This is a genomic window from Streptomyces sp. NPDC047085 (assembly GCF_040643735.1).
GTDB lineage: Bacteria > Actinomycetota > Actinomycetes > Streptomycetales > Streptomycetaceae > Streptomyces.
In genome coordinates this window covers 269252-289096 of sequence record NZ_JBEYUW010000003.1, presented here as the reverse complement: position 1 = coordinate 289096, position 19845 = coordinate 269252, and the positions used below count along the sequence as shown (strand labels likewise).

Here is a 19845-nt window from a genome sequence, read left to right as displayed (position 1 = left end):
TCCCGGACCAGCTTCTGCCGTACGGCCGTGCTGTAGGTCCTGCCGAAGACCGACTTGTCCGCCTTCTTCGCGTCCGTCATGAACGGCGCCGGAATCACCATCACCGGCGTGTGCGGCAACTCCCCGAACAGCGCGATCGAGCCGTCCTTACGCGCCCTCGGCGTCAGCCCCTGTGTGTCCAGAGTGAACGTGAACGTCAGGGGACCGGTGGGGCGTTCGGCGAGGGTGATGTTCTCCTTCACCCGGCCACGGCCGACGCCGTACTCCAGGTCCGCGCCGTTGACCGCGTCCTTGTACGTGACCGTCGAACCCTTCACCGACGGCTTCAGCGAACCGTCCGCGCCCTCCAGGCCCAGCGTGACCGAACGGCCATCCGGCGACCGGAAGCGCACCAGGTGGTCCGCGTCCGAGCCGAACCAACTCCGGCCCTCATTGGTCGTGTTGGCGAAGTCGAAGCCCTTGGCGTCCGTCGGGTGGACGGCGGTGTCGATCGGCTTCCAGGTCGCCTTCCGGCCCGTACCCGAGCGATACGACGTCGGCACGGCCGACAGCTCCGCCTCAACCCGGCCGTCCGACATCTGCCAGAAACGCGCCGTCGACGTGCGCCGGCTCTTCAGCTCCCTGACCCGCTTGGCCTTCGGAGCCTTCTTGCCCTTCGGCAGCTTCTGCCGGTCGGCCACGTCCAGCTCGTCGTGGGACGGCGGGTCGGCGAGCGGGTGATCGTCGTCATCGTCGCTGAACCAGCCCTTGACGGTGTCGACTATCCCCTTTCCGCCGCCGCCGTCGTCCGAATCAGACGCCGCATAAGCGACCTGTGGCAGCGCGGTACTCACCACCGCGGACACCACAAGGCACGCAATAAGCCTGCCCAATCTGGGTTTCACCGCAACCCTTTCCTTGTGTTGAACGTCATAAACATCGACCGCAGACATCCGGCCGTCCCGCATCAGCGGATGGCCAGACGTAGCGGCGCCGCGGTTGTAACCATGCAGGTGACGGCATGTCAAACGACTTCTCAGATCACGACAGTTCACCCATCACAGGAAATCGACGCCCGGTTTGTCCCCTCACTGGCGGCCCGCGTCCGGCGTCGTGTATAAGAGCCCGGTTCCGGGAATTCCGGCGCAGGCATGCGAATTCCGAGAGGCCGATCCAAAAGGGACTTTTCATGAGCGACGAAGAGCGGGAAATCGCGGCGGGTGCCACCGAATCCGAGGCCCCCGAATCTCGGGAGAACGGCGGGAATTCCGGGACCGATGCCTCCTCGCGCTCCCTTCGCCCCGATCGCACCGGCCTTCTCATCGGCGGCGCCCTGCTGGCCGCCTGCGGCGGGCTCGTCCTCTACGGCGTGCTCGACACCGGGGACAAGCCGGCGGCCGAGCACCGCGCGCCGACCGCCGCCGTGACGTACGAGGTCACCGGGAAGGGCACCGCCGACATCGCGTACCAGGGCCGCAGCGAGGCCGGGACCGCGGTCGTCGACCATGCCGTCGCGCTGCCGTGGAAGAAGACCGTGCAAGTGCCGCTCGGCAAGCCGCCGTTGGTCTCGATCACCCTCGGCGAGAAGGGCGGGCAGGCCAGCTGCTCCCTCGCCGTGCGCGGCGAGCACGTCCAGACCGCCTCCGCGTACGGCAGGTTCGGCCGCGCCACCTGCCAGGCCGAGCTGCCCTCGGCGACGCCAAAGGAATGAGCTCCGTGTGGCATGAGTGACGATTGAGGCCACTGATGCGCTGTACAAGTACCGCCTGTGTGACCGGCGGTGTCATCGTGTTCTTTTTCTAGGGGTGGGACAATTGAGTCCACGCAGGACCCATGCGTACAAACCGCTCAGCCTCCGACGGCGAACGTGGCTGACGCTCGGTGCGGTGGTGCTGGGCGGCGGGGGTGTTGTGACGTACGCCGTCGCCAGCCCGTCCTCCGGCGACGGGGCCGGACAGCCCAAGCGGCCGGTGAAGGTCTATGACCTGGCACTGAAGAGTGCCGCGGGCGGCAAGCGGGAGCTGCCGCGGACGGAGACCAAGCAGTTCTCGATGCTCGGCGTCTCCTGGACGGGGTCGACCCAGCGGCTGCACGGCACGGCCCAGGTGCGCACCCACAGCCTGAAGACCGGCGAGTGGACCGCCTGGCAGGACCTCGAGGCGAACGTCGACCCGCTGGAGGACCCGACGGCCCGCGCCCACGCCCGCGGCGCATCCGAGCCGCTGTGGGTCGGCCCCTCCGACGGCGTCGAGGTCCAGGTCGTCCACAAGGACGGCTCCACCAGCTCCGGCCTGCCCAAGGGACTGGAGGTCAACCTGGTCGACCCAGGGGTGGCCACCGCCGCCGAGCAGAAGACCGAGCCGGCCGCGTACGCGGTCGATGCGACCGCGAGCGACAGCGCCTCGCCCACCGACTCGACCGCGCCGACCGACTCGGCCTCCCCGAGCGACAGCACGTCCGCCTCGCCGGCGGACAGCACCTCCGCGTCCCCGAGCGACTCGGCGTCCACATCCGCGTCCCCGTCGACGTCGGCTTCGACGTCAGCTTCGGCTTCGGCTTCGGCTTCGGCGAGCCCGTCGGCCACCAAGCCCACCGCCCCGCCCTCCACCGTCCCCGAGCCGCCCATCATCTCGCGCGCCGACTGGGGCGCCGACGAGTCGCTCAGCCCGGACCCCTCGGAGTACAACACCGATGTGAAGGCCGTCTTCGTCCACCACACGGACGGGACGAACGACTACTCCTGCGCCGACTCCGCCGCGATCGTGCGGGGCATCTACGCGTACCACACGCAGACCAACGGCTGGAACGACATCGGCTACAACTTCCTGGTCGACAAGTGCGGCACGATCTTCGAGGGCCGCAAGGGCGGCGTCGACCTGCCGGTGCTCGGCGCGCACACCTACGGCTGGAACCGTGAGTCGGCCGGCATCGCGGTGCTCGGCGACTACACCTCCACCGCCGCCACCGACGCGGCCCTGACCTCGATCGCCCGCGTCGCGGCCTGGAAGCTCGGCCAGTACAAGGCCGACCCGTCCACGACCGTGCAGCTCAAGGCGGGCGCGGCCCAGACGAACTACGCCGGTACGAGCTTCACCGCGGGCAGCTCCTACACCTTCAACCGCGTCTCCGGCCACCGCGACGGCTACAACACCCAGTGCCCCGGCGGCTCCCTCTACGCCCAGCTGCCGACCATCCGTGCCTGGGCGTCCGGCCCGGTGCAGGGCCTGAAGCTGACCTCGCTCTCCGGCACGGGCCTGTCCGGGTCGACGTACTACACCAAGGGCGCGATCACGGCGAAGTGGTCGACGACCACGCCCGGTTCGCTGATCTCCAAGTTCGAGCTGCTGGTGGACGGCAAGGTCGCCGCCACGGCCTCCGGTACGGCGACCTCGGCGAGCGCCACCCTGGCCACGGGCAGCCACAGCGTCGCCGTACGAGCCGTGCACCAGTCCGGCAAGACCACGACGACCGCCGCGGTGACCGTCGTGACGGACACGACCGTGCCCACCTTCACGACGACCCCGAAGCTCTCCCTGCGCACGGGCACCGTCAACACCACCGCCGTTCCGGTCACCCTCGGCTGGAAGGCCACCGACACGCAGGCCCTGAAGTCGGTGAGCCTGCTGACCCCGACGACGGCCACCTTCGGCCCGACCACCACAAGCTCCAGCCGTACCGCCAACTCCGGTTCGGCGAGCACCTGGTCGATGAAGGCGTACGACTACGCGGGCAACACCGGCACCTCCTCCGCCTCCTTCACGCCGATGATCCTGCAGGAGACCTCGGCCACGAAGACCGGTACCTGGACGTCCCGTTCGTCCACCAGCTATCTCGGCGGCAAGTCGTACTCCAGCGGTTCCAAGGGCGCGAGCCTGAGCTGGACCTTCACCGGCCGCTCGGCGTCCTGGGTGGTCTCCCGGGCGTCGACCTCCGGTCAGGTGTACGTGTACGTCGACGGCGTCAAGGTCTCGACGGTCGACCTGAAGTCGTCGACCACCCAGTACCGCCAGGCGATCTGGACGAAGACCTGGTCCAGCAGCGCCAAGCACACGGTCAAGATCGTCGTGGTCGGCACCAGCGGCCGCCCGACGATCACCACGGACGGCCTCGTCTACATCAAGTAGCCCCCGAGGGGCGGGTCAACTGACTCGCCCCCGTTCCGTGCAGCGACCGGCTCGGGCGTCCGCTCTCCCGCACCTCGGGGCGTGGGCGCCCGATCCGCGTCACGACCAGCCCGCGATCAGCGCGCCCCTCCACAGCGCGCCCGATTCACGGTCTCTCCGCCGAGGCGGTGGCGTCCCGGCACAGCAGGCGCAGCGAGCCGTTGCCCTCGTAAGCGCGCCGGGCCTCCTCGAAGGGGTCCCACAGCCGGCCGTCGGGCGTGCGGATCCAGTGGTCGCCGCCGGTCGCCCACCACTCGGCGCCGGTCTGGCGGACGACGACCTCACCGGCGTAGGCGCCGAATCCGCGCAGCACGTTCTCGACCGCCGCGTACGGAGGCCCCTCGCGCCGGATCTCCTCGATCATGCGGTCCACCCGCCACAGGCTCTGTGCCGAGTAGTCGAGCCGCAGCCGGGCGCCCTCGCGCATGGCGGCCACCGCGTCCGCGGCCCATCGCACGGGCTTCGCCGCGGCAGGCGGCCTGGTCTCCGTCTGTGCTGTCACGTGGTGCGCTGTCACATAGGGAAGAGCGGGCCTGACCTGGCATCCGTCACCCTGACAGGGCGCGGGCCGCCGACCGGCGCAGGACCGCCCCACCGCGCTCGCAGGACGCGCACAGGACTCCCCCAGGAAACCGGGTTTGAGGCACCGCCGACCTGAAAATCGGGGCCCCCGCCGACTGCCTCGACTGTCTCGGCTACGCCAGCCGTTCCCGCCGCGACACCACCGCGCGCAGCACCCGGCGGCCCTCGACCGAGACGTCCAGGGCGCGGCGCAGGCCCTGATTGCCGTGCTCGGCGAGGAGTTCCAGGACCAGGATCTGGCGCCGCAGTTCGGCGGCGACCAGCGGGGACGCGCTCTCCGGGCCGCCGGCGCGCTCGGCGTCCACGTCGTCGGCCGGGGTGTTCTCGTCGACGGCGGGGTCGAGGAGCCGGTGGATGAGCAGGGAGGCGACGGAGCAGGCGTCGGCCCAGGCCCGTATCGCCTCGGGCGTGCGCTCGGCCGGGGCGGCCTCCAGCATCCGGCGGGCGAGCCGGGCGGCCTCGTCCTCGTCGGGGCCCGCCGCGGTGAGCGTGCCCCGGGCCTTCTCCAGGCTCACCGACCAGTCGGACCCGTCGGCGAGGTGTGACCACAGCGGGCGCAGCAGTTCGTCGTCGCCGCCCAGCAGGGGGACGCACCGATCGGAACAGGCCAGCCCACTGGCGGCCAGTCCGCGTTCGTCCGCCTGCGCGATCAGTTCCACCAGGCTCATGGAAGCCTCCCAGACCTGGGCGCCGCCTTTACGGAGCCCGCACTTCCCCTTACTGCGTGCGACGGCCCGATCCTGTCACAGGCGGAAGTTTTCAGCCAAGGGCCGGGCCCCCGAGGGCCCTGCGGTGCTGCATGCGGGTGATCTTGAGGACGACCAGGATGGCGAGGGCGGCGGCCGTGAGGTCGACCAGGTCGGAGGCGAGCATCAGGCGTGCGGCGTCGCGGAGTTCGAGCGCGCCGTCGGCATGGTCGTACTGCGTGCCGGCGGCCCGGTCGGCGAACAGGGAGAGGATCCACATCGTCCACCAGCCGTTGACCAGGGCATGGCCGGGGCGCTCGGCCCAGGGGGCGCTGGAGTCCCAGATGTCGAGGGTGACCCGGCGCGGGAACCACAGGTTCACGACCGGGACGAACCAGCCGGCGATCGTCCAGCCCCGCGCCTTGCTCTGCCCGCCGGCGTTGAACACCTCGGCGTTGGCCCGCACCCGCCACAGCCAGCACAGGTACACGACCATCGTCGCCAGCAGGGCGACCACCTGGGCGACGCCGGAGGCGGAGTAGAGCGTGTCGGCCCGGTCGGCCCGGTGGACGACGTCGGCGCCGCCGGCCCCGCCGACCAGATCGTCGGTGACGTTCATCGTCACCACGTCGGCCACGACGGCGAACAGGTCGGCGGCGATGACCAGACCGAGCAGCGCGGCGGTGGCGCGGCCGAGCCCGACGGGAGAGCGGAGCACGGCGGTGGGCATCCCGGCGAACGGCGGGGCGGGCACGGCGCACTGGGCGCACAGGGTGCCGCCGGGAACGACGGCGAACCGCCGGCAACGGGCACAGGTCATGAAGGAGTCCCCCCGAAACGATGTGGAAGCGCGTCGCTCTCCCCCGAGTCGGGATGGTCCGAGGCGACGAACACCGGAAGATCGAACACCGGAACATACGGTTCGCGACCTTCGTACGTCCACTCGAATCCGATGCGGCCCGGCTCCGTGCCCGGGCTCGACTCCTGGTCCGGCTCAGCCCAGCCGGTCCGCCAGACTCTGAAACTCGGCCCAGGACAAAGCCGGTGTGCGCGGGTCCCACAGTTTCTGCACGGTGGCCCGCAGCGGCATCCGGATGCCCGCGGCGACCTGGGCCTCGGTCTGCGCGTCGGGGACGTCGGACCACACCGCGAACGTCCCGCCGAGGATCTGCCCGTCGTAGCTCGCCGGCACGGCGGTGGTGCCGCGCACCACCCGCGGGGTCCACTGCTCGTAGATCCGCTGCCCGGTCGGGTACACGAAGGTCTGCGGCTGCCCGAGGACGTAATAGAGGAACTCGTCGTTGTAGTTGATGAGCTTCCGTCCCGCGCTCAGGTACTCCGCCGGCGGCCGGGCGCCGATCTCCTTGCCGGTCCAGTAGGCGACCTGGAGATCGTTGGCCGCCTGCACGGAGGTGCCCCGGTAGAACCCGTCGTTCCACGCCCGCATGGTCCGGTGGTGGGCCCGTACGGTGGCGGCGCGGTCGTTGAGCCAGCCGGTGGCGAGGTCGGCGACGGTCGCCCCGGCGCCGTACTTCTGCTGGGCGGCGGCCGCGAGCTGTGGGAAGGAGGCCGCCGGATCGGTGACGGTGAGGGCCTGGTACTCGTCGCCGCCCAGGTGCCACTGGCCGCCGGTGAAGAGGCCCGTGTACTCGTTCAGCAGGTCGTCGATGAGGTTCGCGGAGGCGGGGTTGGAGATGTCGATCGCGCCCCGGGTGGGCACCCCGTTCACATTGCGCAGCTGGAGGTCGGGGTGGGCGGCGAGCGCCGCGCCCAGATGGCCCGGTGAGTCGAGCTCGGGCACGACGGTGATGTGCCGGGAGGCCGCCAGGTCGACGATCTTCTTGACCTGCGCCTTCGTCAGATGGACCGGGGAGACGATCTCGGGATGGGTGCTGGACTCGATCCGGAAGGCCTGGTCGTCGGAGAAGTGCAGCCCCAGCTCGTTGAACTTCAGGTCCCCCAGCTCGCGTATCCGGTCCTCGATCCAGGTCTCGCTGAACGGCTTGCGCGCGATGTCGAGCATGAAGCCGCGCACCGGCTTGGCGGGTTCGTCGCGTACGACGCCTTCCGGGGCCGTACCGGCGCCGTGGACCGTCTGTTTCAGGGTGCGGGTGCCGTAGAAGACGCCTGCTTCGCCCGGCCCGCTGATGTCGACCCGCCCGCCGCGCACGGTCATGGTGTACGACTCCGGGTTGCCGCCCCCGCCGCCGAGCCCGAGCTTGACGTCCCCGGCCCGCGTGTCGTTCTTCTGCCCCGCGTAGGTGAGCCCCAGCTCGCCGGCGATCAGCCGCCCCTCGTCGGCCAGCTTCGGGTCGCTCACCACCACCCGGTCCGCCTTCTGCGGCCGCCAGCCGGGGCCGCGTTCCGGGGTGTGGGAGCGCACCGCCGGTATGGTGCGCGGCGCCTGGGACAGCGGGTAGGACCGGCTGGGCGTCGGGCTCGGCGAGGGTGTGGCGGCGGCGTCGTGATCCGACGTGCCGACGGCCCCGCCGTCCGACGACGCCCGCGCGGTCGCGCCCCCGGGCGGCGGGCGTCCCCCGCCCTCCGAGGCCCACACGCCGACGCCCACACCGACCGCCACGGCCCCGACGACCGCGCCGGCGACCACCGCCCGCTTCCGTTTCACCTGCTGCGCCGAGGGCCGGCGCCTGTGCTGGCTCACCCAGCCAACGTACGACCGGTCGGGCGCGCACACGTCATCGAGCGGTTCCGAAACTCTCCCATCCGAGTGAAATTCAGGCATCGCTCGGACACACCCTGACCACTCTCGATAACGTGGAGGTCACACCATTCACAAGATCCCCTGCCACATCACCCGCGACGCGAGGACCCACGCTGCCTGCGCACCGTCTGCCGTATCTCCCCACGCCGCTCGACGCCTTCAACGCCGCCCACGCCGACGAGGCCCGCGCCCTCCTGCTGCGCTGCCTGCGCAGCCTGCGCTGGTCCCGCCGGATCGCCGCCCACCGCCCCTACCCCGACGTGGACTCCCTCCTGGCGGCGGCGGACGAGGCGGCCTACGACCTCTCCCCCGGCGACCTCGCCGAGGCCCTGGCGGGCGAGTGCCTCCCCGAGCTGCCCGAGGGCACGTACTCGGCGGCCCACACGGCCCTCGGCGCCGCCCACGCGGCCTACGAGGCGAGATTCGGACACGCGTTCGTCATCTATCTGGGCGACACTCACCCGGACGAGGCCCTCGACCGCATCCTCGAAGCCATCCGGTCACGATTGACAAACGATCCGGAGGAGGAACGGGTGATAGCGGCGGACGAACTCCGGCGCGTCGCGGGCGAGCGCCTGGGACAGCTCCTCAGCGGCGCGACGCTGTGCACGTCAGCGGCACCGCCGCGAGGGGGGTACCCGCGCTCGAACGCGTACGAAAGCGGGGGCGCGACCGGCCACAACGGCTCCGCGCCCGGCAAATAGCGGGACACCCCACCCCAGGAGCCGCATCTCTAGCCCGTCCGGTGCCACTTTGATCACACAAGGTAGGCCCCCCGTAAAGCACAGCGCGGCGCATCGCTACGATGCTGGGGGCCGGTGGACCGTACCCGGCCGGGCCCGACCGACAGTGAAGCCGGCGCGGCCCTAGTCCCCGCTCCCCGGAGGGAACTTCCGTGCCGGCTGGAACGCTGTACCGCGGCCGGGAAGGCATGTGGTCCTGGGTGGCTCATCGAGTCACCGGTGTCCTCATTTTCTTCTTCCTGTTCGTCCATGTGCTGGACACCGCTCTCGTCCGTGTCAGCCCCGAGGACTACGACAAGGTCGTAGCCACGTACAAGACGCCGATCGTCGCGCTGCTGGAGTACGGCCTCGTCGCCGCCATCCTCTTCCACGCGCTCAACGGCCTGCGGGTCATCGCCGTCGACTTCTGGTCGAAGGGCCCGCGCTACCAGAAGCAGATGCTCTGGACCGTCGTCGGCGTCTGGGTCGTCCTGATGGCCGGGGCCATTTACCCCGTTCTCGGCCACGCCGCTCGTGTTCTGTTCGGGAGCTGACGCCCATGTCCACCACTGAAACCACCGCGTCCGGCATCGGCCCCGTCGAGGGCGCGTCCGTGTACAACGTCGACAACCCGGCCCCCCTGATCGAGGCGCCGCGCAAGCGCACCAAGAAGACCCCGAAGTCCACCCGGGGCAACTTCGAGATGGCCGCCTGGCTGTTCATGCGCCTGTCCGGCGTCGTCCTGGTCGTCCTGGTCCTCGGCCACCTGCTGATCCAGCTCTTCCTGGACGGCGGCGTCTCCAAGATCGGCTTCGCCTTCGTGGCCGGCCGCTGGGCGTCCCCGTTCTGGCAGGTCTGGGACCTGCTGATGCTGTGGCTGGCGATGCTGCACGGCGCCAACGGCCTGCGCACGGTCATCAACGACTACGCGGAGCGCGCGAACACCCGGCTGTGGCTGAAGGGCCTGCTCTACACCGCCACGGTGTTCACCATCCTGCTGGGCACGCTGGTGATCTTCACCTTCGACCCGAACATCCGCTAGGCACGGGGCTGCGAGAATCATGAAGATCCACAAGTACGACACCGTCATCGTCGGCGCCGGCGGCGCGGGCATGCGCGCGGCCATCGAGTCCACGAAGCGCAGCCGCACCGCGGTCCTGACCAAGCTCTACCCGACCCGCTCCCACACGGGCGCCGCGCAGGGCGGCATGGCCGCCGCGCTGGCCAACGTGGAGGAGGACAACTGGGAGTGGCACACCTTCGACACGGTCAAGGGCGGTGACTACCTGGTCGACCAGGACGCCGCCGAGATCCTGGCGAAGGAGGCCATCGACGCCGTCCTCGACCTGGAGAAGATGGGCCTGCCGTTCAACCGGACGCCCAACGGGACGATCGACCAGCGCCGTTTCGGCGGTCACAGCCGTAACCACGGCGAGGCGCCCGTCCGCCGCTCCTGCTACGCGGCCGACCGCACCGGCCACATGATCCTCCAGACGCTGTACCAGAACTGCGTCAAGGAGGGCGTGGAGTTCTTCAACGAGTTCTACGTCCTGGACCAGCTGATCACCGAGGTCGACGGCGTCAAGCACTCCGCCGGTGTGGTCGCCTACGAGCTGGCCACCGGTGAGATCCACGTCTTCCAGGCCAAGTCGGTCATCTACGCCTCCGGCGGCACCGGCAAGTTCTTCAAGGTGACCTCCAACGCGCACACCCTGACCGGTGACGGCCAGGCCGCGTGCTACCGCCGGGGCATCCCGCTGGAGGACATGGAGTTCTTCCAGTTCCACCCGACCGGCATCTGGCGCATGGGCATCCTGCTGACGGAGGGCGCCCGCGGTGAGGGCGGCATCCTCCGCAACAAGGACGGCGAGCGCTTCATGGAGAAGTACGCGCCGGTCATGAAGGACCTCGCGTCACGTGACGTCGTCTCCCGCTCCATCTACACCGAGATCCGCGAGGGTCGCGGCTGCGGTCCCGAGGGCGACCACGTCTACCTGGACCTCACCCACCTCCCGCCGGAGCAGCTGGACGCCAAGCTCCCGGACATCACCGAGTTCGCGCGCACCTACCTCGGTATCGAGCCGTACACGGACCCGATCCCGATCCAGCCGACCGCGCACTACGCGATGGGCGGCATCCCGACGAACGTCGAGGGCGAGGTCCTGTCGGACAACACCACCGTCGTCCCGGGTCTGTACGCGGCCGGCGAGGTCGCCTGTGTCTCCGTGCACGGCGCCAACCGCCTCGGCACCAACTCGCTGCTGGACATCAACGTGTTCGGCCGCCGCGCGGGCATCGCCGCCGCCGACTACGCCCACACCGTGGACTTCGTCGAGCTGCCGGAGAACCCCGAGGCGTTCGTCGTCGAGCAGATCGAGCGGCTGCGCACCTCCACCGGCAACGAGCGGGTCGCCCAGATCCGCCGTGAGCTGCAGGAGACCATGGACGCCAACGTCATGGTGTTCCGCACCGAGCAGACGATCAAGACGGCCGTCGAGAAGATCGCCGAGCTGCGCGAGCGCTACAAGAACGTGGCCATCCAGGACAAGGGCAAGCGGTTCAACACCGACCTGCTGGAGGCCATCGAGCTGGGCAACCTGCTCGAGCTGGCCGAGGTCATGGCGGTCTCCGCCCTCGCCCGCAAGGAGTCCCGCGGCGGTCACTACCGCGAGGACTACCCGAACCGCGACGACGTCAACTTCATGCGCCACACGATGGCGTACCGCGAGGTGGGCGACGACGGCTCGGAAACCGTCCGTCTCGACTACAAGCCGGTCGTCCAGACCCGCTACCAGCCGATGGAGCGTAAGTACTGATGGCTACCCCTGTTCTGGACAAGGCCGAGGCCGAGGCTCAGGCGTCCCCCTACATCACCGTCACCTTCCGGATCCGCCGGTTCAACCCCGAGGTCTCGGCTGAGGCCTCCTGGGAGGACTTCCAGCTGGAGATGGACCCGAAGGAGCGCGTCCTCGACGGTCTCAACAAGATCAAGTGGGACCTGGACGGCACGCTGACCTACCGCCGCTCCTGCGCCCACGGCATCTGCGGCTCGGACGCGATGCGGATCAACGGCAAGAACCGTCTCGCCTGCAAGACGCTCATCAAGGACGTCAGCCCCGAGAAGCCCATCACCGTCGAGCCCATAAAGGGTCTGACGGCCCTGAAGGACCTCGTGGTCGACATGGAGCCGTTCTTCCAGGCGTACCGGGACGTCATGCCGTTCCTGGTCACCAAGGAGACGAACGAGCCGACGCGCGAGCGTCTGCAGTCCGCCGAGGACCGCGAGCGCTTCGACGACACGACGAAGTGCATCCTGTGCGCGGCCTGCACCTCCTCCTGCCCGGTGTTCTGGAACGACGGCCAGTACTTCGGTCCGGCCGCGATCGTGAACGCCCACCGCTTCATCTTCGACAGCCGTGACGAGGCGGGCGAGCAGCGCCTGGAGATCCTCAACGACCGTGACGGCGTCTGGCGTTGCCGCACGACCTTCAACTGCACGGACGCCTGCCCGCGCGGTATCGAGGTCACGAAGGCGATCGCCGAGGTGAAGAAGGCACTCATCACCCGCCGCTACTGATCGCCTCGCGCCTTTGCTCTCAGGCGAGTTGGACCCCGCCCCCGGTTCCGCACCGGGGGCGGGGTCCTTTGCGTGTCCCGGGCCGGGAACTGGCAGGATGATCCTTCCATCCGACGTTGCGGCCAGCAGGGGGACGAGACAGCATGACCGAGCCGAATCCGCAGTGGGGCCCCGGGCAGCCCCCGGCAGCACCCGCACAACCCCCGGCCTTCCCGCCGCAGCCGCCGGGGACCCCGGCCTACGGCTTCCCGGCCCAGCCCAAGGGCGCGCCCGGATACGGCTATCCCGCGCCCGTGGAACAGGGCTACGGCTTCCCGCCCCAGCAGGGGGCACTCCCGGCCGTTCCCGGCGCTCCCGCACCGATGGCCGCCGGGGGTGCACCGCTGCTGACCATCGGGGACATCACGGTGACGGGCGACCAGATCGTCACCCCTGCCGGGCCGTTGCCGCTGCGGGGCGCGGTGTGGAACGCCACGGACATGTCGCACACCGAGGAGAAGATCCCGACACACGCCGTCGTCCTGGCGATCGTCTTCTTCCTCTTCTGCCTCCTCGGGCTCCTCTTCCTCCTGATGAAGGAGAAGAAGACCGTGGGCTACATCCAGGTCACCGTGACCAGCGCGGGCCGGCACCACTCCACGATGATCCCGGCACACGGCCCGGGCACTTTCCCGGCGGTCATGGGCCAGATCAACTACGCCCGCTCGCTGAGCGCCATGTAGGCCGCAGCCCTGGAGACGCCTTCCGTGGGATCCCCACCGAGCCCACTTCGGTGGGGCTCCTCGCATCCGGACGAGTTCCGCTTAATCTGACGACATGTCAGACAGATCGGACAAAGAGTCGTACGAGCTGCTCGGCTTCGACAACGTGCTGCTGCCCGTCGGCGACCTCGCCGACGCGGTGGCCTTCTACGAGCGCGCCGGCTTCACCGTGGGCTTCCGCTTCGACGAAGGCGGGATCGCCCTGCTGAGAGTCGGCGGCGAGACCCCCGGCATCCTCCTCCGCACCGAGGACGAACTGGGCCACCGCCCGCCCCCCTGGCCCTCCCCCCGCATCTGGCTGGAAGTCCCGGACGCCCGCGCGGCCGCCCGCGACCTGACCGCGGCCGGCATCACCCCCCTGGACGACCCCTTCTCGACCGCCACCGGCTGGACCGTCGAAATCGCCGACCCCTGGGGCAACGTCCTGGGCTTCACGGACTACACCAAACGCCCGGAGCTGGCGCGCAGGGGCTGATGCGTCCGCTGCGGCCGTGAAGCCGATGAAGGACCCCGACTTCGTGCGGCCGTGAAGTAGATGAAGTACCGCGACTTCGTCACGAAACCGGCCCCGAGCTGCGCCTTTCGTCCGGTCGGGTGGCGTCTCTCGTCCCGGGTTGGTCCGACTGATCGTATTTTCCAGTGGCTTGCGCCGGGACGCTCCGGGCGACGGCGGAGCCGAGGTTATGAATGCATCACCTGACCATCCGTGAGCATCAACCTCAGGAGCCACACGATGCGACCCATCAGAGCAGCCTGCCTCGGCACGGCCACTGCGCTGGTCACCCTTCTCACCTGCGCCCCTGTCGGGGCCGCTGAGACGGCCGCTGATGCCGCCCACGCCAAGGGCGGAGACAAGGTCATCACACTCATCGGCACCCTCGCGCAGCAGTCACGCTTCTCCGTCAGCTCCGACGGCACGCCCGCCCAGGGCGACCGGACCGTCTTCCGCTCGATCCTCAAAGACAAGGACGAGAAAAACGAGGTCGGTGAAACCGACGGCACCTGCACCACCACAACCACAACCGCACACGGCGGAGCGGAGGTGTGCGTCGTGACCTACGTCCTCCCGGGCGGCCAGCTCACCGTACAGGGGATGGTCTTCGGCATCATCACCGACAACAAGCCGACGGTCCCACCCCCTCCGTTCGACAACGCGATCACCGGCGGCACCGGGGTATACGACCAGGCTCGCGGCCAGGTCCACGCCGAAACGATCGGGTCGGGCAAGAGGCGCTTCACGATCGACCTCGACCGCTGACCGACCCTGTCCGCGCCCGGTGAGAAGGCCGGCCCGTCCACGGGCCGGCCCACTGGCTCGATTGGTCCCACTGGCAACGGGGCCGCCGACGACCCATCCGACGCAGCCGTTGTCCGCTGACGTTGCCGTCAGAGCCTGGGTGTGGCGTGGCGCTACTCCAGGCGCTCATTGGGGTGGTCTACGGTCCAGTCGGCCCGGCGAGGGATGGAGCGGAGGGTGCACCGGAGAGGCCCGTGGGGACGGCGGGGCTCATGCGACGCGTACCTCGACGGGGGCAGTGATCACGTCGGTGACCTCGGGGGCGGGGGCGTCCTCGAAGTACAGCTCCAGCGCCTCACGCAGGTTTTCCAGGGATTCTTCAATGGTCTCGCCCTGGGACGTGACCTCGACCTGGAGGCAGCATGCCACGTACCACTCGCCTTCATGAGTGATCGCAGCGGTCAGGTGCAGTGAGCCAACCGTCATGCCGCCACTCTGGCACGCACCACCCCCGGCGGACAGCGGCTTTCCCCACCGTCACCCCCGCCCGCACTCACGTTGACCGGCTGGAAGCTGCCCGTTGCCGGAGCCCCTGTCCGTCCCGCTGGTCACCGCCGGGTGTATCGGGTCACGCCGCCCCATCCACGGGTGCACGAGCGGGCTCACCGGCCAGATCCCGGTTTCTTCGGTACTGCGAGGTGAGGAGATCGGGCTGGTCCGCCCGTACCTGGTCGCGCACGAGCGCCGGGAACAACAGCGCCGACGGGCACGTCGACGCGTGGTGCGGCTGGCCGTGTACGGCATCGACATCGACACTGAGCTGGTCGGCGCAGCGGAGGTACGGGCATGGTGAGCCCGTCGGGTCAGCTGCGACTCCTGCCCTGGGCCGGGCCGGAGGGCAAGCCGTGCTATCTCGCAGGCAACGGGCCCGGATACCTGTCCCGGCTCGCGGACAACATGGAGTCCGCCCAGCTCAGCTTGGCCGGTGAACTCCTCCAGGAGGCATATCGTGTCCTGGATGGACGCCAGTGGACTCAGAGTGAACTACACCTGCTTGCGGTCCAGTTGACCGAGGCCCTGACCAATGTCCACCGGGTCGCGATCAGCCGGGGGGAGCGCCTGCCTGCACCGGCCGATGCCTACGAGGACCTTGACGTCATCGACGACGAGGACGACCAGCTGGACGCCCCACGGCCCACGCAGCTCACCTGACCTGCACACCGCCACACGCATCCCCGTTCCGGCCGGACGGCCCGTCGCGTCCCGGCCGGAAGGGGCTACGTATCCGCCACCCAGTCAGGCGTGCCCACCTATTCCTTGGGGTCGACAATCCTCACGTCCACCTTCCCGGAAAGACTGTTCAGCTCCTGACGTTCGGCATCGCTGAGCCGGCACTCCAAGAGTCTCACTTCTCGCAGCCTGGGGAGTTCCTTCAGGATGTCGAAGCCCTCCAGCACCGTCGGGTTCGAGATCCACACTTTCACCAGACTCGGGCTCGCAATATCGGAAAACCTGATGATTCCATGGGGAGCGGTCGGCGACGCGGCGAGCAGTTTCACTTCCCGGAGCCCGTTCAGAGAACGTAGGGGAAGCGAATCGGCGACCGAGTAGTTGATCGATACGAACTCCTCCACGGCGGAGCATGATTCGACTCCCGTCAGGGTTCCCGCCTGGCGGCCCCCTTCGAGATACACCGACGTAAGGTGCTCCGCTCCGAGGATCATCTCGAGGTCGGTTCCCCGCCATGTCCCGACGCGCAGTCGCTCCAGTCGCGGAAACCGGCTGGCCACTTCGACTCCGGGCCGATCGGTGAGGCAGAGGGCCCGCAGATGCGGCTGCAGCGTGTCCGGGACCTTGCGGCGCGAGCCCGTCACCAGGGTGAGATCCTCAAGGCCTTCGATGCGGAACGCCTCTAGGTCATCCGAGACTCTGGCGGTCAGGCTCAGGTAGCGCAAGCCCGGGAGATCACGGACGAACTCAAGGCTCCGAGGAGCCCAGTCAGCACCCGGGACCAGACTGAGACCGTCGAATCCACCCCTCCGATACCGCTCGACTGCCACTTCCCCCCAGGGACCGTCGAAGCCCCCGTGCCATCGCATGACTTTGAATTCGCCGGTACTCACTGAACCTGCCCCATCTCACCGCGCTCCCGGAGAGTTGATCCTGTTGGCTAGATTACCGATGCCTCCCTCATATTCGATCCACTGATTCTCCATTTCGTACAACTTGGCATCCGTCGCATCGGGCATCTCCATCCAGTCCAGAGCGCGTACGTCTCGCGAACGGTAACCCGCGTCGTGAAGCACTCCACCCTTCCTGATCGCGCCGTGGAAGCGGTTATGGATATCCGTCGCCTTTCCGACGTAGATCGTTCCGTCATCCATTTCGATCCGATACACGCCAGACGTGTTCGGAAGGTCCATTCGACCGCTGGGCGACAGGTGCCCGAATGTTCTGCAGCTTGTGTTGTGAACCCATACCGGCGTGTCACCGGCCAGCACATAGTACGTGTGCTACGCGAAGCTTTCGACCTGTTTTTTCGCAGGTCAGGTACGGTTTGCTGGTCCGGTGAGGTGCGTGGGTGTCCGTGGTTGTGCGGGGTTATTGCCGTCGCTACTACCGTCAGGCGGTTCAGCCCAGGTACGGCTTCTCGCGCTGTTCCAGGAAGTGCTGGAGCCTTAGTCTTTGGGTGTGGTGCATCGGCAACTGTTCGATCTCTTCCGGCGGTACAAACCGGAGTTCGGTGGACTCGTCGGAGATCTCCAGTTGGCCGCTGGTGATGCGGGCGGTGAAGCAGATGTTGAACTGGCGGCGGACCTCGCCGTCGGTGTAGGCGATGATGTGTTTCGGGTCGGTGTAGGTGCCGACCAGGCCGGTGATCTCGACGTCGAGGCCGGTTTCTTCCTTGACCTCGCGGACGGCCGTGCCTGGCAGGGAGTCGGTGAGGTCCATTCCGCCTCCGGGCAGGGCCCATAGGTCGTTGTCGCGGCGGCGCTGGAGGAGGATGCGCCCGTGGTCGTCGGTGACGACGGCGGAGGCGGCGACGACCATGCTGTTCGGCTTGGGCGCGTTCGGGTCGTCGTAGTACTCGGTGCGGGCCACGGTCAGCCTTCCTCTCGTACGGGGGTTGCTGTCGTCCACACGGCGTCGAAGCTCTCCGCGTAGGTGTCGAACATGCCGCCTGCCTCGTGTCGGCGAAGATGCCAAACGGGGGCGGCGTACGCGTTGACGCCCCAGACATGGGCGTTGACGAGTTGCTGGTCGTCGGCGCGGTAGAGGGAGTTGTAGAGCGTAGTTTCGTGGGTGCGGACTTCGATGCCCGGGGTGCTGGCGAGCGGTCTGTAGTGCATGAGCGCGAGGCGGCAGCGGGATTCGATGCCGTGGCCGAACCGCTCCTCTTGGCCGCGGGCTTGGACGTTGTCGCTGTCGGCGTCCCCGATCGCGATGCGGACGGTGCAGCCTTCGGCGGCACGTTCGGAGAGGAGTTCGTTCAGCCGCGGGTACGCCTCGTGGAGGAAGACGGCCGCGTAGACGAGGATGTCGATCCGTTCCCGGGCCTGGGCCATCAGGTCGGTGAACGCCGAGACGGGGAGGTCGGCCCGCTGCTCGTAGAGCGCCACCAACTCAGGGCTGATGGCGCGGGCGGGGCGGGCCTGGCGGAGCGCCGGCCAGAGTGCGTGCACATCTTCTCCCAGGGCCTTGGCCGCCTGGAGGGCGGTGGCACGACGTGGGATACGCCCGAGGTTCACCCAGCGCTCGACCGACTTGGGGTCGACCTCGACCTGCTGAGCGAGTGCGGCGTACGTCCAGCCTCCCGCCGCCATGACGGCTCGTAGTCTCTCGTTCGGCACGAGTCTCCCCCTCGTCTCAGGACGGCACTAGGGACGTTCTACACGGTGCAGGACGTCCCTAAGTTGGGTTTGGTGGAGGTTCCTTCGTCCCGGTGACCGGCGTGAGGATCGGTGCCGACCCTGCGGCACCAACAGGCCCAGGGGCACGCATCAACGCCGCCGAGGAGCGTCACCGTGCGAATGAGCGCCAACCCATGTGTTCCCGCCCTGCGACTGGACGCCCGGTCGCGCGCTGCCTCGCCGGGGTGGTCACGATGACGGCCCCCACCCCTGATGCCTACGGGCACACCGTCTCGCCTGATACCGGCGCCCTGGTGGTCGACCGGCGGAGCGGCAAGGTGGGCGTGGTGATGGGGCATGTGGGGCCGTACGTGCAGCTTCGACCTCCACGCGGTGGCCTGGAGTGGGACGTGCCGCCCGAGGACGTTCGCCCACCGACTCCGACGGAGGAGTTAAGCGCGAAGGTGGCCGTGGCCAACCGGAGGTGGGGACGGTGATCCCTCGCTCGGTCCTGCGCTACGAGACCTGGACTCTCCAGCCCGACCGCGAACCGGACGCGGAGCCGGTCCTGTACGCGATGCAGTGCGCCGTGGACGGAGAGACCTCACCGACAAGCAAGGACTTCGCCGAACCGCAGAACTGGGTGCTGCGGCACTGCGGCCAGAACCCGTCCCACCACACCTACCGGGAGATCATCACCCGGCCCTGGCGGGCCTGGCGGCAGACGTGACCAATCCCGCTCAACGTCGCCCGCAACGTCCGCACCGGGCAACTCGGTCACGCCCACATCGGCGTCACCGCCACCGTCTACGCCCACGTCCGACTCCGCCTCCAGCGCGACGCCATCGACACCCTCAGCATCGCCCTTGACGGCCCCGCCAACGACGAGTCGACCCGCGACGACGGCGATGACCCGCCGCTGTACGGAGCCACCGTCCACTGACGTTGCCGTCAACTACTGCCGTCACCCACCGCAGAAGCCCCGCCAGGACGTACCTGACGGGGCTTCAAGTGCTGCCGCTATCCAGCGTGAAGGTTGCGAGATCGGGCAGCAAGGCTACACCTCACCCTCCAACCAACGCTCGAATGGTGCGACCTCCGAAAGTTCGGAATTAATCGCCTTCAACCCTCTGGCGAAGTCTTCGGCCAATTTCGAGAGCATCGCGACTAGCTCACTCTGTGCAATGCTCTCGCGCTCCGGGTTCGGAACCCAATTGGTCCGCGACTCGCAGTGAATCATCACGAGATCCCCGCTTGGGCGGAAGGTCAAAGTCCTCTCGACGCCCTGCGAGTAGAGATCTACCTCGACTTCGCGACGGTCACGCACACCCACCAGAAGCGACGGGAGCTGCTCCATGAAGGCAGACAAGTCATACGCGACATCGAGCGGCCACTCATCACTCCCGAAGCCGCCCAGGTGGAATGTGCTGCCTCCAGCGTCAGAGAGGACGCTACACGCCTCCATGACCAGGGTTTCGTAATCGTCACCCGGCTCCACACCCGCTGAAGCAGGAGACACAGCACCTGACGGCACGGCCGGATTGAACGATACAGAGAAGCTCATC

Annotated in this window: 24 protein-coding genes; 14 read left to right on the top strand and 10 right to left on the bottom strand. The window is 68.6% G+C overall.

Translation table 11 applies throughout. The features are described from left to right. The first annotated feature begins 1168 nt into the window (after positions 1-1168). Complete coding sequence (locus ABZ865_RS12400) at positions 1169-1690, top strand: hypothetical protein (RefSeq protein WP_361227992.1); 522 nt, start codon at positions 1169-1171, stop codon at positions 1688-1690. Between the two features lie 175 nt (positions 1691-1865). Then, positions 1866-4103, top strand: coding sequence for a peptidoglycan recognition protein (locus ABZ865_RS12395; protein WP_361227989.1), 2238 nt, complete (start codon positions 1866-1868; stop codon positions 4101-4103). Positions 4104-4248: 145 nt separating this feature from the next. On the opposite strand, the gene ABZ865_RS12390 is transcribed toward ABZ865_RS12395, so the two are convergent. From ABZ865_RS12390 to ABZ865_RS12375, 4 genes are all read right to left on the bottom strand, one after another. Then, a complete protein-coding gene (locus tag ABZ865_RS12390) occupies positions 4249-4644 on the bottom strand; it encodes a hypothetical protein (RefSeq protein ID WP_361227986.1) in 396 nt (131 codons plus the stop codon). A gap of 193 nt (positions 4645-4837) precedes the next feature. Beyond that, positions 4838-5392 (bottom strand): hypothetical protein, encoded by a 555-nt coding sequence (locus ABZ865_RS12385; protein ID WP_361227983.1) that lies wholly within the window; start codon positions 5390-5392, stop codon positions 4838-4840. A gap of 91 nt (positions 5393-5483) precedes the next feature. After that, the gene (locus ABZ865_RS12380; RefSeq protein WP_361227981.1) at positions 5484-6230 is read right to left on the bottom strand and encodes a DUF4328 domain-containing protein; all 747 of its coding nucleotides are present in this window, start codon (positions 6228-6230) and stop codon (positions 5484-5486) included. A gap of 174 nt (positions 6231-6404) precedes the next feature. Beyond that, on the bottom strand, positions 6405-8072 hold the full coding sequence (locus tag ABZ865_RS12375) for a glycoside hydrolase family 20 protein (protein WP_361227978.1): 1668 nt from the start codon (positions 8070-8072) through the stop codon (positions 6405-6407). 113 nt (positions 8073-8185) lie between these two features. Here ABZ865_RS12375 and ABZ865_RS12370 point away from each other — a divergent pair, with 113 nt between their 5' ends. The 8 genes from ABZ865_RS12370 to ABZ865_RS12335 all read left to right on the top strand — a co-directional run bounded on the left by ABZ865_RS12370 (position 8186) and on the right by ABZ865_RS12335 (position 14450). Beyond that, positions 8186-8836: a 2-oxo-4-hydroxy-4-carboxy-5-ureidoimidazoline decarboxylase gene (locus tag ABZ865_RS12370; RefSeq protein WP_361227975.1), complete on the top strand. Its 651-nt coding sequence runs from the start codon at positions 8186-8188 to the stop codon at positions 8834-8836. A gap of 191 nt (positions 8837-9027) precedes the next feature. After that, a complete protein-coding gene (gene sdhC / locus ABZ865_RS12365) occupies positions 9028-9408 on the top strand; it encodes a succinate dehydrogenase, cytochrome b556 subunit (RefSeq protein ID WP_043406142.1) in 381 nt (126 codons plus the stop codon). 5 nt (positions 9409-9413) lie between these two features. Next, the gene (locus ABZ865_RS12360; RefSeq protein ID WP_100827858.1) at positions 9414-9896 is read left to right on the top strand and encodes a succinate dehydrogenase hydrophobic membrane anchor subunit; all 483 of its coding nucleotides are present in this window, start codon (positions 9414-9416) and stop codon (positions 9894-9896) included. Positions 9897-9915: 19 nt separating this feature from the next. Beyond that, positions 9916-11670 (top strand): succinate dehydrogenase flavoprotein subunit, encoded by a 1755-nt coding sequence (gene sdhA, locus ABZ865_RS12355; RefSeq protein ID WP_361227970.1) that lies wholly within the window; start codon positions 9916-9918, stop codon positions 11668-11670. Then, positions 11670-12431 carry a succinate dehydrogenase iron-sulfur subunit gene (locus tag ABZ865_RS12350; RefSeq protein WP_361227967.1) on the top strand — a complete coding sequence of 254 codons (762 nt, stop codon included), beginning with the start codon at positions 11670-11672 and terminating at the stop codon, positions 12429-12431. The genes sdhA and ABZ865_RS12350 overlap by 1 nt, the downstream gene beginning before the upstream one ends. Before the next feature lie 143 nt (positions 12432-12574). Next, entirely contained in the window at positions 12575-13153 is a 579-nt protein-coding gene (locus tag ABZ865_RS12345; protein WP_361227964.1) for a hypothetical protein, read from the top strand. Between the two features lie 94 nt (positions 13154-13247). Further along, positions 13248-13667, top strand: a complete 420-nt coding sequence (locus ABZ865_RS12340) for a VOC family protein (RefSeq protein WP_361227961.1) — start codon at positions 13248-13250, stop codon at positions 13665-13667. Positions 13668-13925: 258 nt separating this feature from the next. Beyond that, complete coding sequence (locus tag ABZ865_RS12335) at positions 13926-14450, top strand: hypothetical protein (RefSeq protein WP_361227958.1); 525 nt, start codon at positions 13926-13928, stop codon at positions 14448-14450. A 249-nt stretch (positions 14451-14699) separates the two neighbouring features. Here the strand turns inward: ABZ865_RS12335 and ABZ865_RS12330 are convergent, their stop codons facing one another. Then, complete coding sequence (locus ABZ865_RS12330) at positions 14700-14915, bottom strand: type II toxin-antitoxin system HicB family antitoxin (RefSeq protein ID WP_361227955.1); 216 nt, start codon at positions 14913-14915, stop codon at positions 14700-14702. A gap of 94 nt (positions 14916-15009) precedes the next feature. On the opposite strand from ABZ865_RS12330, the gene ABZ865_RS12325 reads away from it, so the two are divergent. Both ABZ865_RS12325 and ABZ865_RS12320 read left to right on the top strand, forming a co-directional pair. Next, positions 15010-15282, top strand: coding sequence for a hypothetical protein (locus ABZ865_RS12325; RefSeq protein ID WP_361227952.1), 273 nt, complete (start codon positions 15010-15012; stop codon positions 15280-15282). Further along, the gene (locus ABZ865_RS12320; protein WP_361227949.1) at positions 15276-15641 is read left to right on the top strand and encodes a hypothetical protein; all 366 of its coding nucleotides are present in this window, start codon (positions 15276-15278) and stop codon (positions 15639-15641) included. The genes ABZ865_RS12325 and ABZ865_RS12320 overlap by 7 nt, the downstream gene beginning before the upstream one ends. 98 nt (positions 15642-15739) lie before the next feature. Here the strand turns inward: ABZ865_RS12320 and ABZ865_RS12315 are convergent, their stop codons facing one another. The 4 genes from ABZ865_RS12315 to ABZ865_RS12300 all read right to left on the bottom strand — a co-directional run bounded on the left by ABZ865_RS12315 (position 15740) and on the right by ABZ865_RS12300 (position 18253). Continuing rightward, positions 15740-16552, bottom strand: a complete 813-nt coding sequence (locus ABZ865_RS12315) for a hypothetical protein (protein ID WP_361227946.1) — start codon at positions 16550-16552, stop codon at positions 15740-15742. Between the two features lie 15 nt (positions 16553-16567). Next, positions 16568-16852, bottom strand: a complete 285-nt coding sequence (locus ABZ865_RS12310) for a GIY-YIG nuclease family protein (protein ID WP_361227943.1) — start codon at positions 16850-16852, stop codon at positions 16568-16570. 208 nt (positions 16853-17060) lie between these two features. Further along, positions 17061-17531, bottom strand: a complete 471-nt coding sequence (locus tag ABZ865_RS12305) for an NUDIX domain-containing protein (RefSeq protein WP_361227940.1) — start codon at positions 17529-17531, stop codon at positions 17061-17063. A 2-nt stretch (positions 17532-17533) separates the two neighbouring features. Beyond that, a complete protein-coding gene (locus ABZ865_RS12300) occupies positions 17534-18253 on the bottom strand; it encodes an XRE family transcriptional regulator (RefSeq protein ID WP_361229650.1) in 720 nt (239 codons plus the stop codon). Between the two features lie 272 nt (positions 18254-18525). Here ABZ865_RS12300 and ABZ865_RS12295 point away from each other — a divergent pair, with 272 nt between their 5' ends. Both ABZ865_RS12295 and ABZ865_RS12290 read left to right on the top strand, forming a co-directional pair. Further along, on the top strand, positions 18526-18777 hold the full coding sequence (locus ABZ865_RS12295) for a hypothetical protein (protein ID WP_361227937.1): 252 nt from the start codon (positions 18526-18528) through the stop codon (positions 18775-18777). Next, a complete protein-coding gene (locus ABZ865_RS12290; RefSeq protein ID WP_361227934.1) occupies positions 18765-19010 on the top strand; it encodes a hypothetical protein in 246 nt (81 codons plus the stop codon). The genes ABZ865_RS12295 and ABZ865_RS12290 overlap by 13 nt, the downstream gene beginning before the upstream one ends. A 327-nt stretch (positions 19011-19337) precedes the next feature. On the opposite strand, the gene ABZ865_RS12285 is transcribed toward ABZ865_RS12290, so the two are convergent. Beyond that, positions 19338-19844: a hypothetical protein gene (locus ABZ865_RS12285; RefSeq protein ID WP_361227931.1), complete on the bottom strand. Its 507-nt coding sequence runs from the start codon at positions 19842-19844 to the stop codon at positions 19338-19340. Position 19845 lies beyond the last annotated feature (1 nt).

Bases quoted from the DNA above. Each gene is read 5' to 3' on its own strand.
- ABZ865_RS12400 (WP_361227992.1), top strand. From the start codon at position 1,169: ATGAGCGACGAAGAGCGGGAAATCGCGGCGGGTGCCACCGAATCCGAG.
- ABZ865_RS12385 (WP_361227983.1), bottom strand. From the start codon at position 5,392: ATGAGCCTGGTGGAACTGATCGCGCAGGCGGACGAACGCGGACTGGCC.
- ABZ865_RS12380 (WP_361227981.1), bottom strand. From the start codon at position 6,230: ATGACCTGTGCCCGTTGCCGGCGGTTCGCCGTCGTTCCCGGCGGCACC.
- ABZ865_RS12360 (WP_100827858.1), top strand. From the start codon at position 9,414: ATGTCCACCACTGAAACCACCGCGTCCGGCATCGGCCCCGTCGAGGGC.
- sdhA (WP_361227970.1), top strand. From the start codon at position 9,916: ATGAAGATCCACAAGTACGACACCGTCATCGTCGGCGCCGGCGGCGCG.
- ABZ865_RS12350 (WP_361227967.1), top strand. From the start codon at position 11,670: ATGGCTACCCCTGTTCTGGACAAGGCCGAGGCCGAGGCTCAGGCGTCC.
- ABZ865_RS12345 (WP_361227964.1), top strand. From the start codon at position 12,575: ATGACCGAGCCGAATCCGCAGTGGGGCCCCGGGCAGCCCCCGGCAGCA.
- ABZ865_RS12340 (WP_361227961.1), top strand. From the start codon at position 13,248: ATGTCAGACAGATCGGACAAAGAGTCGTACGAGCTGCTCGGCTTCGAC.
- ABZ865_RS12335 (WP_361227958.1), top strand. From the start codon at position 13,926: ATGCGACCCATCAGAGCAGCCTGCCTCGGCACGGCCACTGCGCTGGTC.
- ABZ865_RS12330 (WP_361227955.1), bottom strand. From the start codon at position 14,915: ATGACGGTTGGCTCACTGCACCTGACCGCTGCGATCACTCATGAAGGC.
- ABZ865_RS12320 (WP_361227949.1), top strand. From the start codon at position 15,276: ATGGTGAGCCCGTCGGGTCAGCTGCGACTCCTGCCCTGGGCCGGGCCG.
- ABZ865_RS12310 (WP_361227943.1), bottom strand. From the start codon at position 16,852: ATGGACCTTCCGAACACGTCTGGCGTGTATCGGATCGAAATGGATGAC.
- ABZ865_RS12300 (WP_361229650.1), bottom strand. From the start codon at position 18,253: ATGGCGGCGGGAGGCTGGACGTACGCCGCACTCGCTCAGCAGGTCGAG.
- ABZ865_RS12285 (WP_361227931.1), bottom strand. From the start codon at position 19,844: ATGAGCTTCTCTGTATCGTTCAATCCGGCCGTGCCGTCAGGTGCTGTG.